The sequence below is a fragment of the Burkholderia sp. AU30198 genome, from assembly GCF_020419825.1.
Taxonomy (GTDB): Bacteria; Pseudomonadota; Gammaproteobacteria; order Burkholderiales; family Burkholderiaceae; genus Burkholderia.
The window spans coordinates 262,363-274,764 of sequence record NZ_JAIZSA010000003.1 but is presented as its reverse complement, the minus strand read 5'-3'; the positions used below and the strand labels follow the sequence as shown (position 1 = coordinate 274,764).

Genomic DNA, 12,402 nt, shown 5'->3' with positions numbered 1-12,402 from the left:
ATGCACGACGAAATCGACGGCGACGCGTCCTCCGCGCCGGTGTGGCCCGCGTTCGCCGACCTGATGTCGGTGCTGCTCGGCGCGTTCGTGCTGATCCTCGTCGGCGTGATTGGCATGCAGCTGCAGCTCACGTCGAAGCTCGAGGAAGCCGTGCGTGCGCGCCAACAGGAAGCGCAGCAGCGCAAGTCGCTCGAGCAGGCGCTTGCCGGGCCGCTCGCGGCCGGCCGCGTGACGCTCGTCAACGGTCGCATCGGCATCAGCGGCAACGTGCTGTTCGCATTGAACTCCGACCAGTTGCAGCCCGCGGGCCGTGACCTGCTGAAGACGCTGGCCGCGCCGCTGGGTGCGTACCTGAAGACGCGCGACGAGATCCTGATGATCAGCGGCTTCGCCGACGACCAGCAGGTGCACGCCGGCAACCGCCAGTTCGCGGACAACTGGGAGCTGTCGGCCAAGCGCGCGTTGACGGTCACGCGTGAGCTGATCGACGCCGGCGTGCCGGCGTCGTCGGTGTTCGCGGCCGCGTTCGGCTCCGAACAGCCGGTCAGCTCGAATGCGGATGATGAAGGCCGCGCGAAGAACCGTCGCGTGGAGATTGCGCCGGTGCCGCGCAAGTCGGCCTCGAACGGAGGGAAGGCGCAGTGACCGGCGACGCGACGCACGTTCGCGCGACGCTCGACGCATGGCGCGAGCAGGGCGCCGACCGGCTCGATCCGGTGCGCTTTCACCGGGTCGACGCGCTCGAACGGCGCGCGGCCGCGCTCGAAGGTAACGCGCGTGCGTTGCTCGACGCGCGGCTGGCAACGCTGCTCGAAGGTTTCGCGGAGGTCGTAGCGCGCGCTGGTGAAGCGGCAGCCGTGAGCGACGCAACAGGTGCGCCCGCACGCGGCGCGCTGGCGGAACTCGTCGAGCGGCTCGCGCGCGATGCGCAGGCCGACCGTCGCGGGCTCGATCCCGAGCTGGTCGACTACTTCCGCACGATGTGGTCGAAAGTCCGCACGGAGCAGCAGTACCGCCAGTCGCTCGACCAGGTGCCGCGCAACGCGGGGCCGCTCAATTCGAACAGCCTCGTGCACCGGTCGCTCGCGACGATGCGCGAATTGTCGCCGGCCTATCTGCAGCAGTTCCTGTCGTATGTCGACGCACTCGCGTGGCTTGAGGATCTCGCCGGTGGCGGCGCGCAGCCCGAGAAGGAAGCGCCGCGCGCGAAGGCGGCCAAACCGGCGAAGAAGGTGACGCGCGCCAAGGCGCGGTAACGCGACGCGCGCTCACGAACGAACGCAAGTTGCTACCGGCCCGGCTCCGCCTCGTGGATCGCCGCGCGCAGCGCGTGCAATGCGTCGGCCAGCGCCGACGCGAACGGCGGATGCGCGGCGATGCCCGCCGCGTCGAGCTGGCTCCCGAGAATCGGCAGCGTGATCGACGCGGGTTCGACGATGCGCGCCGACATCACCGACAGCGTTTCCCGCAGCGCCGCGTCCGCATGCGTCGCGCGCGGTGACGCGTTCAGCACCGCGACCGGTTTGTACACGACGGCCTCGCATCCCACGATCCAGTCCAGCGCGTTCTTCATCACGCCCGTTACGCCATGCGCGTATTCCGGGCTCGCGATCAGCAGGCCGTCGGCGGCATTCACGCGGTCGATCAGGTCGCGCACCGCGGCGGGCGACGGATATTCTGCGTCGGGATTGAACAGCGGGAATTCGCCGAGACGATCGAAGCGCACGATGCGCATGCCGCGCGGCGCGACTGTCGCGGCCGCATCGAGCAGTGCGGCGTTGTACGACTGGGCGCGGAGGCTGCCGCACAGCGCGACGATGTCGAGGGGGCGGTCGGCGTCGGTTCGGGGATCGGTAGTCATCGATGAGCGTGTCGGTTGGCGCGTGACGCAGCGGTGAGCGTCGCACGGATTATCGCACCGGCGTTCGGGCAGCGTTGTGCGCGAGCGCAGGCGCTACAATCGCCAGGATCGATCCCGCACGCGTGAGAGGGCGGATGCCTGGAAACGAAATAAGACAGCTGAGGGCTCGCATGAACCCGTGTTCCGGAATGACTGCCGCAGCGCTGTCCGCTGCAATCAGGGGCGAGAGCGCGGAGCGGTGTCGCGCTGTCGCACTGCCGTTGAACGGCAAACGACGGTGAAGCCGATGCCGTTCCGAAAATGCATCGAGCATACCGACCTGCCGCCGACGGTGGCGGCAGCGATTCCGGCGGAAAGCTACCTGACCGCATACGATCGTCCCGGCACCGCGACACTGGTCATCTGGGTCGTCGATCCGTCGCTCAACCGCCAGCGCGAACGCGAGTATTCGCACGCGACCGGCGCATTCCTGACCGTCGCCGAGCGCCACGCGTTGTGTCCGCCGAACCGGACGTTCGTGATGCCGGACGGGCGCGTGACCGTCCACGTCGGTTATCGCTTCGATCCCGATACGGATGTCTGCAGCGAGACCTATGCGGCATTCGACAACGCAACGTCAGCCTTGCTCGCGCAGAGCGAGCAGATGTGTTTCTCGCCGGTGACGAGCGATCCGGAAGACGTCGTGCGCGATGCGCTGCGCAAGGCCGAGTTCCCGCGCACGTATGCCGGCTGGATCGTGCCGGAGCGCATCGGCTACTGGGTCGGCGTGCTGTACCGGCAGCGCCGTCAGGCGGGTGAATCGGGCGCGCACGAGAATGCGGCGTTCACGGCCGCGCTGGTCGCGCAGATGAAGCGCGTCGATCCGAACATCGAATGGCTGCTTCCGTCGGTGCTCGCCGAGCTCGCCCGTATGGAGATGACGGACGAGCACGTATTGCGAGCGGCGTTCAGCGAACGAACAGGCATCGCGATCTAGCCGCAGCCGTGCCCGGCGCGCAAACGCTCACATGCAGACGGCGCTGGCCATCCCCGCCACGCGCGCGAATTCCCCGATTTCCCATCCGGTGCCGAGCATCAGCCGCCGCGTGTGCAGTGCGCCATGCACGTCGTCGGCGACGGTTTCGCCGAGATAACGGAGCGCACGCCCCTCGATATCGACGAAGCCGTGCCGGTATTCCTGCGCGAGCGCCGCCCACAACTGCGCGGCGCCGACCGACTGGCGCGCGCCGCTGATCAGGCACAGGCCCGCGTCGAGCCCCCAGCGATACAGCGTCGTCGCCAGCCCCTTGCGTTGCGCGGACCCGCGCAGCCGCGTATGCGGCGCGCGCAGGTAGCGGTCGGCGCGGCGCGGGATTTCGGGCAGGCGGTTGAACACCGTATAGCCGGCCAGCTGGCGCGCGGCCGGATCTTCGACATACAGGAAGTATTCGCCGTCCGCTTCGCGGTGGCGGACGATCAGGCCGGAGCGGCCGAGCGCGACGGCCGGCAGGCCGTGCAGGCGGTGGCCCGGCTGGTGCAGGCGTGCGTAGAGCGTGTCGAGTTCATCGTCGATGTCGTGCTGGGAATGCTGTACGTCGATGCGCATGGCAAAGGTCGCCCGTCCCGGGCGGTCCGAGAAAGTGGTTCATCGCAAATGGGGAAAGGAAAGGGTGCGGCCCCCTGGCTCGGCGAAGCGAGCCGGGGCCGCGAATCAGCTGGGGATGTGCTGGAAACCGGCGGCGATCGCGGCGAGGCCCGCGATGCAGAGTGCGAACAGGATCAGGACTTTGTGGATCACGTCTCTCTCCTCATGAATGCGCGGCGCCGAAGGGCGGCATCGCGGAGACGGTGAGCGGCGGGCACGGCCCGCGCGGCCGTCGTGCGGGACGACGGTCGAAGGTCCGGGCGGCAAGCGCGCGGACGGTCAGCACCATACGCGACAGGCACGGAGCGGGCAATCGGCCTGGCGGAGAAAAGCGACGAAACGCGGGGGATTCAGGTGTTTCGCGACGATTGGTCGCAAGGGCGGATGCCGATGCGTTCGCACGCACAGGGCGTGCATTGTGACCTCACGCGCGTGTTGCTGTTGCATGTTCATGAAGTGACTGACGGGATGCCGATCGTGAGGCTGCCGCGAGTATCGAGTTATCTCAAATAGAAGGCATGTTTTTAGCAATCGCTTCCGATTGTTAAAGCGCGGTGGGAAATAGCGACGGTTTTTTGGGGCGGTACTTGACCCGGACGTGTCGAAAAATGAGGAATACGCATCAGGAAAATCGATGGCGACGTATTTCAGCGTGCGCGACTTTATCAATTCCTGACAGTGTGCCGACAGATGTTTCGATATATTTCGACGCGAGAGACTCATTAGATTCGCGACGGCCTGAGTGAAGAAATCGCGGGGAAATCCGGAAACGTCGATTCCGGCGCTGCCACCTCTTCATCACCGGTTGTGGCATTCCAAACGTATTCGCCTGGGGCGTAAAAGTGCGCCCGCCGTGCCATGAACAAGAACCCATATCGTCTGGTATTCAGCCGCGCACATGACAAGTTGATCGCGGTCGAAGAGACGGCCGGCGCGTCGGCGAAGACAAGCCGTGGAGAAACCATCCGCACGGCGCCACGCGGCGTTTGCGGTGCCGCTCGCGGCAGGCGTGGCACCACGCTGGGCGCCGGCACAGGTCGTGGGCGCCGGGGCGAATGCACCGAAGGGCGTGCAGGCTGAGAACGGTTTGCCACAGGTCAATATCAACCGGCTCGGCGATGCCTTGAATGACACCGGGCAATCGACAGAAAACCGATCACGAGGGAGATGTTTTGTTAGTTGTATTGATCAAAAGAGAGAGTGAAAAATGAAAAACAATATGATTCTGGCGGTCCTGGCGGGTTCTACCGTCTTGTTGTCGGCATGCGGCGGTGGCGGTGGCGGTGACGGCGGCGGGAGCACCGCGACGAGTAGCGACAGCGCGACGGGAACCCCTTCGCCGACCGCACCGGATCCTCAGCCTGTCACGCTCAAGTGTCCGGACGGCTACAAGTCGATCCAGCTCACCAAGAGTGCCGTTGCGAATGCGACGATGACGCTGGTCACCGACGACGGCATCGCGACGTTGACCTTCAAGACCCCGCCGGGTGGTGTGGTTCGCGACGGATTGATTTGCCTGGGCAAACCGGATCCGGTGCCTGCGGGCGTGAACGCGGACTTCGTCTACGAGATCAAGTCCTACGGTGGGTTCGACAACATGTACGACCGTACGCTGACCCTGAACTTCACCTCGAACATCATTCCCAATCCGAGCCCCGCGGTCATCGAAATGGCCGACGTTTCGGGCGGGACCGTCACCTACAAGCCGACCATCATGGGGTCGATCATTTCGACCCCGCCGACCTTCAGCTTGGCGGCGGCTGCAAACTTCACCGGCCTGTACGTCGTGCGTCTGAAGCATTAACGTCCGGCGACGCGAGCCGGGGCCGCGAATCCGCCGGGGATGGGCCGGGGATATGCGGATTTGCGGCGGCGATCGCGGCGAGGCCCGCCAGGCGGTGTGCGAACCGGATCGGGACTGTGTGGGCCACGTCCCGTTCCACCGGAATGCACGGCGCCGTATCGCACGCGGCTGGCCAGCACGATACGCGAGCTGGCCAGCCGGATCGCCACCAGCCGGCCGTGCGTGCACGGCTGGTGCCCTTCTGTCGAACCGACTACACTGCACGGTCATCGCACACCACACACCACAAGGATTCCTTCATGGGAGCCGGCCCGTCCACGGATCGCTAAGCCGCAACGACCTTCGTTAACCGGTCGTTGCGGCGATCTCCCGTCGTCCCTCGCTGACCAGGCAGATCGCCGCCAGATTCCCTTTTCTGAGCGGATGCCTTGTCATGCCTGAACAATCCACGCCCGTCTGGGCCTATTCGTTGCCGTCGGCGCTGCTGCTGATGGCGCCTTTCGATCTCCTCGCTTCGCTGGCGATGGACGTGTACCTGCCGGTGATCCCGGAGATGCCGTCCGCGCTCCGCACGTCGCCGGCCATCGTCCAGTTGACGCTGAGCGTCTACATGGTCGTCCTCGGCCTGGGCCAGTTGATCTTCGGCCCGTTGTCGGACCGCGTCGGCAGACGGCCGGTGGTGCTGGGTGGCGCGCTGTGTTTTGCGGCGGCTTCCCTGGCGCTTGCGATCGCCACCGGCGGCGGCCTGTTCGTCGCACTGCGCGTCCTGCAGGCGCTGGGCGCGTCGGCTGCCCTCGTCGCCACGTTTGCAACCGTCCGCGATGTCTACGCCGATCGCCCCGAAGGCCGCATCATCTACAGCCAGTTTGGCGCGATGCTGGCGTTCGTGCCGGCGCTCGGGCCGCTGCTCGGCGCGGCCATCGCGGTAGCCTGCGGGTGGCGAGCGATCTTTGCGACGCTCGGCGTGCTGGGTTTGCTCGCATGCGGACGCGCGTGGCCGCGCTGGCACGAGACGCGGCCGCGGACGGCGACCCGGCAGGGACCGTCCGTCGCATCGATGCTCGGCAGCCGGCCCTTTCGGGTTCACACGCTCGCGTTTGCCGCCGCGATGGGCGCGTTCTTCGTGTTCTTCTCCACCGCGCCGCGCGTGCTGGTCGGCGGTGCCGGCTATTCCCGCGTGGCGTTCAGCGTGGCCTTTGCGACCGTCGCGATCGTGATGGTCGTCGTGTCGCGCTTCGCCGGGACGTTAGTGTCGAGATGGGGCGAGGCCGGCTGCGTCGCGCGCGGGGCGCTCACGATGATGACGGGGGCGATCGTGCTGGCGGTCTGCTCGCTCCTGACGAAGCCGTCGTTCGCGACGTTCGTGATGCCGATGTGGCTGGTGGCGGTCGGCATCGTGCTGATGTCGTCGGTGTCCGCGAACGGGGCGCTGCGCGATTTCGGCGATGCCGCCGGCAAGGCGGTCGCGCTCTACTACGCGGTGCAGGGCATGATCGTCACTGGCGTGGGCACGTTCGCGACGCTGGTCTTCGATGGCACGACCGCGTGGCCGCTCGCGGCCTGCTGCTTCGGCATGGGCCTCGCGAGCTTCGTCGCGATCAACGGGCTGACGCGCGCGACCCGCCGTGAGCGTGACGGAAGCGCTCGCGGCGTCTCGTTCGACTGAGCACGCGCGCGGCGATGCGCGGCGGTTTCGGGTGGCGCGGCGCCCCGGTGAAGTCAAGGGGGCGGCCGGCCCCGCCTTGCGCCACCGCGTCAGGCCGGCGCGCGCTGCCCGAACGCCTGCCTGATCCGCGCGAACAGCCCGTGTTGCGCGATCCATTCGGCGTACGCGCGATAGTCGGGGTCGCGCATCAGGTGGCGCTCTTCCGTCTTTGCCCGCGTGTAGTAGATCAGGTTGACCGCGACGAGCCCGGCGCAGTGCATGAGCCCGACCTGCCAGCCGAGCGGCTCGACGAACGGCACCGATACCATCCAGTACGACAGGTTCTTCGTGATGTACGCCGGATGTTTGGTGAAGCGGTACGGGCCCGACGTGATGATGCCGCGGTTGGTGAGGTTCGAGAAACGCAGGCCGAACGAGATCGTGCACAGCGCGTAGGTCAGCAGCAGCAGGATGATCACCGTGCCCCAGATCACGCGCAGCGTCGGGGCCGACAGCAGCCAGTTGTCCCAGAACATCGAGCCTTCGTAGCGGATGTAGTTGTTCGAGAACAGCGACCAGAACGGCTGGTAGCACATCAGCGCGGCCACCCAGCCGAGCGTCGTCGGCTCGACGGTGCGCACGTGGCTGTCGAGGATGCGGAACGTGCACAGGTAGCCGACGGTGCCGAACATCAGGTCCATCGTGAACGACAGGTCGTACATGAACACGAAGGTCGCGAGCGTCATCGGCGCGTGCATCGCGTTCGCGAGCGACGCGCTCAGGTGATCGGCGTCCTTCGACAGGTAGACGGTCATCAGCGGCAGGAAGAACGCCTTCACGCCCCAGCCGGCCAGCATCTCGCGCACCGGCTTCCAGCTCGCGGGCTGCGCGCGGCGGAACAGGAAGCGGCCCCACAGCAGGTACGCGTCGTCGGTCTCGCGCTGGTGGCGGTCCATCCACGCGAAGTAGAACGGCGCGGCGACGATCACGTACGGCGCGAGCGAGCGCAGCAGCGACCAGAACGGCAGGTAGAACGCGCCGTGGTATTCGGGCAGCAGCCAGTAGATCGCGCCGATGCCCGCATAGATCGACGCCAGTGCGCCGAGCCGCGTCGCGACGCGCGCGATGCCGAGCGGCCGGACGGCCTGCCGCGACAGGCCCGCGCTCGGGCGCAGGTAGACACGCGAGATGAAGATTTCGTGCAGCGCGATCGTGCCGACGATCGCGAGGCTGGCGATGACCGCGCGCGTGGCTGCATCGAGCGTGGGATGGTCGCGCGTGATCCACAGCGCGCAGAGCCCGGCGGCGATGCCGAGCAGGCCGGCGCGGAGGGGCGTGGCGGAACGGGGTGGGCGGTCCTGGGCCGCGGCGATGCCGTCGAGCGTGGAATTCATGATCGGATCCTCGTACGGATGAGGGCCGGCGCCCCCGCTTGGCGGGTGACGCCGGCCGTCGGCCGGGCTTGGTATGGATGCGCGCCCGGCCATTGGCCTGTGGTTCTGATAGGTAAAGCGTTACTTCTTGGTGCCGCCGCCCAGCAGACCGCCGAGGAGGTTCGTCACCGGCGACAGCAGGTTGCCGGCGCCGCCCGCGGCCCCGCCGTTCGAGCCGCCGGTCAGGCCGCCCACCACGGTGCCGCCGCCAGCCGGCGTCGTGACCGTGCCGGCCGCGCCGGTCGGGCTGGCCGTGCCGGTGGCGCCCGCGGCGCCCGCCGGCGTCGTCAGTGCACCCGCCACCGTGCCGACCGGACCGCTCGACAGCAGGCCGCCGAGCGAGCCCGTCACGTTGCCGCCCGGCGTCGTGACCGTGCCCGTGAGGCTGGCGCCGAGCGGCGTCAGCGAGTTGACGAGGTTGGTGACCGGCGCCAGCAGGCCGCCGACACCCGAGCCACCGGTACCGCTGGTGCCACTCGTTCCGCCGGTGCCGCTCGTGCCGCTCGAACCGAGGCCGCCGAGCGCACCCGTCAGCGAGCCGAGCAGGCCCGTGACCGGTCCGAGCGGGCCGCCGCTGCTCGTGCCGCTGGTGCCGCCCGAACCGCTCGAGCTGCCGCCGCCCAGGCCGCCCGTCAGCGTGCCGAGCAGGCCCGTGACCGGGGCGAGCGGGTTGCTGCCGCCCGTGCCGCTGCTGGAGCTGCCGGCGGTGTTGCTGTTCAGGAGGCCGCCCACGGACGTCACCGTGCTGCCGAGCTGGGTCACGGATCCGCCGAGACTCGTACCGGTCGGGTTGCCGGTTGCACCGCTCACCTGCGAGCCGACGAGGCCCAGGCCGCTGCCGAGCGTGCCCAGCAGGTTGCTGAGCGGCGCGCCGAGCTGGGTCACGCTGCCGAGCGTCTGGGTGGCGCCCGGCGTCGTGACGCCGCCCGTCAGCGCGTTCGTGATCGGGTTGATCAGCGTGCCGACCTGCGTGCCGAGCTGCTGGACCGGCGCGCTGTTCAGCGCGGTGTTGAGGCCCGATGCGGTCGAGTTGACCGCGCCGCCGACCGTGTTGACGAGCCCGCCGACCAGCGTCGTCACCGGCGAGAGCGGCGCCAGCGGCCCCGTGCCGAGGCTCGTCACCGCGTTGCCGAGGTTGTTGACCGCGCCGCCGGCGCCGGTCAGCAGGCCGGTGGTCGACGTGAGCGTCGGTCCGAGCGGGTTCGCCGACACGCCGATCGAGCCGAGGCCGGCCGCGACGCCGTTGCCGAGCGACTGCACACCGTTGCCGAGGCTCGTGACCGCATTGCCGACGCTGGTCGCCGTCGTCGGGTTCGTGCCGGGAATCTGCACGCCGCCGATCTGAGCGCCGCCGTTCGCGACCGTCGTGCCGAGTGCCGTCACGAGGTTGCCGGATGTCTGGAGGACATTGCCGAGCGGGGTGACGCCGGTGCCGGAGGTGCCGGAAGTGCCCGACGTACCGGAAGTACCCGACGTGCCGGAAGTACCCGACGTGCCGGAGGTGCCCGATGTACCGGAAGTGCCCGACGTACCGGAAGTACCCGACGTACCGGAAGTGCCCGACGTGCCGGAAGTACCTGACGTACCGGAGGTGCCGGACGTGCCGGAAGTGCCTGACGTACCGGAGGTGCCGGACGTGCCGGAAGTACCTGACGTACCGGAGGTGCCGGACGTGCCGGAAGTACCTGACGTACCGGAGGTGCCAGACGTACCGGAAGTACCCGACGTGCCGGAGGTGCCCGACGTACCGGAGGTGCCCGACGTACCGGAGGTGCCCGACGTACCGGAGGTGCCCGACGTACCGGAGGTGCCCGACGTACCGGAGGTGCCCGACGTACCGGAAGTGCCCGACGTACCGGAGGTACCCGACGTACCGGAGGTGCCCGATGTACCGGAAGTGCCCGACGTACCGGAAGTACCCGACGTACCGGAAGTACCCGACGTACCGGAGGTGCCTGACGTACCGGAAGTACCCGACGTACCGGAGGTGCCCGACGTACCGGAAGTACCCGACGTACCGGAAGTACCCGAAGTACCAGAGCTACCCGAAGTACCGGAGCTCCCCGACGTCCCGCCGCCCGACGTACCTGAAGTCCCCGAGCTGCCGCCCGTCCCTGACGTGCTCGGCTTGATCGTCGGCGGGGTCGTCGGTCCATCGACCGAGCCGCAACCATAGAGTGCGAGCAGCGACGAGACGGCCATCGTTACCGTCGTCTTCTTGAAGAATTTGTGCATGTTGGCCTCGACATTGGAAGTGTGTCCAAGCCTCCACTGCAAATTCCGCGCCACGACAGCTTTCACGAAACGGTGTCGCGCTTTATTGCAGGAATCGGGGATATACGCGCGATTTAAACGGCGTAACGGTGCTTTCTCGCGATGGGTACGCACGGCGCGCCGGCACGGTGGGTGCGATGTTCCCGTAGGCCGCCGTAACGCGCGGCGCGATGTTACGTAGCGTTCGATATCGCGTGACGCGGGCAGCTTCGAACCGAGGGCCGCATCTTTGACGAAAGGCGCCGGCCCGCTGAACATGGCGCGACATCCCCGGCTGCCGACGAAGCAGCAGCCACCACTCCACACAGGACACGGACATGAGCGAACAGGACAGGGAACACGGCAAGGCGCGACGAATCGACGTGATGGGCGAGGCGTTCGTCGAACGCGCGATGCGCGACCTCGACGGGTTTTCGCGCCCGCTGCAGAACTGGCTGAACGAGCACGCGTGGGGCAGCACGTGGCAGCGGGGCGGGATCGACCTGAAGACGCGCAGCCTGTGCACGTGCGCGATGCTGGCGGCGCTCGGCCGCAGCACGGAGCTGAAGGGTCACATTCGCGGCGCGCTCAACAACGGCGCGAGCCTCGTCGAGATCCGCGAGGTGCTGCTGCACAGCGCGCTGTACGCGGGCGCGCCGGCCGCGGTCGAGGCATTCCGCAGCGCGCGGGAGGTGATATCGGAGCTCGGGCTGTCGCTGCCCGACGACGAAGCCTGATTCCGCCGCAGCGCCGGCGGCACGGCACGGAATCAGGCGCTGTTACGCGGTCGCGGCTTACGCGATGCGTGCCGCCGGCGCGGCCGCCTCGGCCGGCGTAGCGGCGACTTCGAGCAGCCAGTCGGCCGTGGCGTCCGGAATCGTGACCGGCAGCATGTGCCCGCCCTCGACGACCTTCAGCCGCACGCGCGCCGATTTTTTCGCGAGCGCTTCGCCGTGCTCGCGCCAGTTCAGGATCGGATCGGCGCGGCCGTACAGCACGTCGACCGGTAGCGCGAGGTCCGGATAGCGGCGCTCCATCGCGGGCAGGTCGACCGGTGCCGACAGCAGGTCGGTCGCGGTCGCGTAGAACACGTGCGGGCGCATCCCGAGCAGCCCGCCGCCCTTGACCGGGAAGTCGCGCGGCACGTCTTCCGGCGCGAACACCTGGCGCACGGCCTTGCGGCCGGTCAGGATCGTCAGCGGAATCGCGAAGGTCCACGACACGAAGCGGCGCACGAGCGGCGACGGCAGCATCAGCGGCTTGAACGGCGCCGGCGGCTCGCTCTGCTCGTGCGACAGCGGCGCGATCAGCGCGAGCCGGCTCACGCGATCCGCATGATTGAGGCCGACCGCGAGCGCGATGGCACCGCCGAGCGAGTGGCCGACCAGCACCGGTTTGTCGAGCTGCAGCGCGTCGATGAATGCGGCGACCGTGCGGGCCTGCGCGAACACGTTCGCCTGCGAGCTTGCGCCGCGGATCGAGCGGCCGGCGCCCGGCCGGTCGATGAGGATCACGCGATGCCGTTGCGCGAGCCGCGCGAGCGGCAGATACGCAAAATTGCGCAGTTGCCCCGCGAGCCCGTGGACGAACACGAGCGGCGGGCCGTTGCCGTATTCGACGTAGTGGATGCGGTCGCCGCCGATGTCGACGAAGCGGCCTTCGGGCGGAAACGCGCGCGTCACGCGACGGGCCACGTAACCGGTAAACAGCGCGAGCGCGGCGAGCACCGCGACGACGCCGAGCAGCACGTTCTGGATCAGATGGAGCGTATGGGTCATGTCG

General features: G+C 68.2%; 12 protein-coding genes and 1 pseudogene. 8 read left to right on the top strand and 5 right to left on the bottom strand.

What is annotated here, in order from left to right:
- On the top strand, positions 1 to 645 hold the full coding sequence (locus tag LGN19_RS10135) for an OmpA family protein (RefSeq protein ID WP_122948990.1): 645 nt from the start codon (positions 1 to 3) through the stop codon (positions 643 to 645).
- Positions 642 to 1,256 (top strand): DUF2894 domain-containing protein, encoded by a 615-nt coding sequence (locus tag LGN19_RS10130; RefSeq protein WP_226214381.1) that lies wholly within the window; start codon positions 642 to 644, stop codon positions 1,254 to 1,256. Before LGN19_RS10135 ends, LGN19_RS10130 begins: the two co-directional genes overlap by 4 nt.
- Before the next feature lie 32 nt (positions 1,257 to 1,288).
- On the opposite strand, the gene LGN19_RS10125 is transcribed toward LGN19_RS10130, so the two are convergent.
- Entirely contained in the window at positions 1,289 to 1,861 is a 573-nt protein-coding gene (locus tag LGN19_RS10125) for an NADPH-dependent FMN reductase (protein WP_226214379.1), read from the bottom strand.
- A gap of 286 nt (positions 1,862 to 2,147) precedes the next feature.
- Between LGN19_RS10125 and LGN19_RS10120 the strand changes: the two genes are divergently transcribed.
- Positions 2,148 to 2,837 carry a hypothetical protein gene (locus LGN19_RS10120; protein WP_205185140.1) on the top strand — a complete coding sequence of 230 codons (690 nt, stop codon included), beginning with the start codon at positions 2,148 to 2,150 and terminating at the stop codon, positions 2,835 to 2,837.
- Between the two features lie 27 nt (positions 2,838 to 2,864).
- On the opposite strand, the gene LGN19_RS10115 is transcribed toward LGN19_RS10120, so the two are convergent.
- Positions 2,865 to 3,446, bottom strand: a complete 582-nt coding sequence (locus tag LGN19_RS10115) for a histone acetyltransferase (protein ID WP_226214377.1) — start codon at positions 3,444 to 3,446, stop codon at positions 2,865 to 2,867.
- A gap of 897 nt (positions 3,447 to 4,343) precedes the next feature.
- Between LGN19_RS10115 and LGN19_RS39895 the strand changes: the two are divergent.
- The 4 genes and pseudogenes from LGN19_RS39895 to cml form a co-directional block, all read left to right on the top strand.
- Positions 4,344 to 4,415, top strand: a pseudogene (locus LGN19_RS39895) (ESPR-type extended signal peptide-containing protein); the annotation flags it as partial.
- A gap of 22 nt (positions 4,416 to 4,437) precedes the next feature.
- Positions 4,438 to 4,689 (top strand): hypothetical protein, encoded by a 252-nt coding sequence (locus tag LGN19_RS10105; protein ID WP_226214588.1) that lies wholly within the window; start codon positions 4,438 to 4,440, stop codon positions 4,687 to 4,689.
- A 3-nt stretch (positions 4,690 to 4,692) separates the two neighbouring features.
- On the top strand, positions 4,693 to 5,289 hold the full coding sequence (locus LGN19_RS10100) for a hypothetical protein (RefSeq protein WP_226214375.1): 597 nt from the start codon (positions 4,693 to 4,695) through the stop codon (positions 5,287 to 5,289).
- A gap of 433 nt (positions 5,290 to 5,722) precedes the next feature.
- The gene (gene cml, locus LGN19_RS10095; protein WP_226214373.1) at positions 5,723 to 6,955 is read left to right on the top strand and encodes a CmlA/FloR family chloramphenicol efflux MFS transporter; all 1,233 of its coding nucleotides are present in this window, start codon (positions 5,723 to 5,725) and stop codon (positions 6,953 to 6,955) included.
- 89 nt (positions 6,956 to 7,044) lie between these two features.
- On the opposite strand, the gene LGN19_RS10090 is transcribed toward cml, so the two are convergent.
- Together LGN19_RS10090 and LGN19_RS10085 are read right to left on the bottom strand one after the other, a co-directional pair.
- Entirely contained in the window at positions 7,045 to 8,328 is a 1,284-nt protein-coding gene (locus tag LGN19_RS10090; protein ID WP_226214371.1) for an isoprenylcysteine carboxylmethyltransferase family protein, read from the bottom strand.
- 120 nt (positions 8,329 to 8,448) lie between these two features.
- The gene (locus LGN19_RS10085) at positions 8,449 to 10,602 is read right to left on the bottom strand and encodes a collagen-like triple helix repeat-containing protein (protein WP_226214369.1); all 2,154 of its coding nucleotides are present in this window, start codon (positions 10,600 to 10,602) and stop codon (positions 8,449 to 8,451) included.
- A 356-nt stretch (positions 10,603 to 10,958) separates the two neighbouring features.
- Between LGN19_RS10085 and LGN19_RS10080 the strand changes: the two genes are divergently transcribed.
- Entirely contained in the window at positions 10,959 to 11,357 is a 399-nt protein-coding gene (locus LGN19_RS10080) for a carboxymuconolactone decarboxylase family protein (RefSeq protein WP_175221680.1), read from the top strand.
- Between the two features lie 57 nt (positions 11,358 to 11,414).
- Here the strand turns inward: LGN19_RS10080 and LGN19_RS10075 are convergent, their stop codons facing one another.
- Entirely contained in the window at positions 11,415 to 12,398 is a 984-nt protein-coding gene (locus tag LGN19_RS10075) for an alpha/beta fold hydrolase (RefSeq protein WP_226214367.1), read from the bottom strand.
- Positions 12,399 to 12,402: the final 4 nt, after the last annotated feature.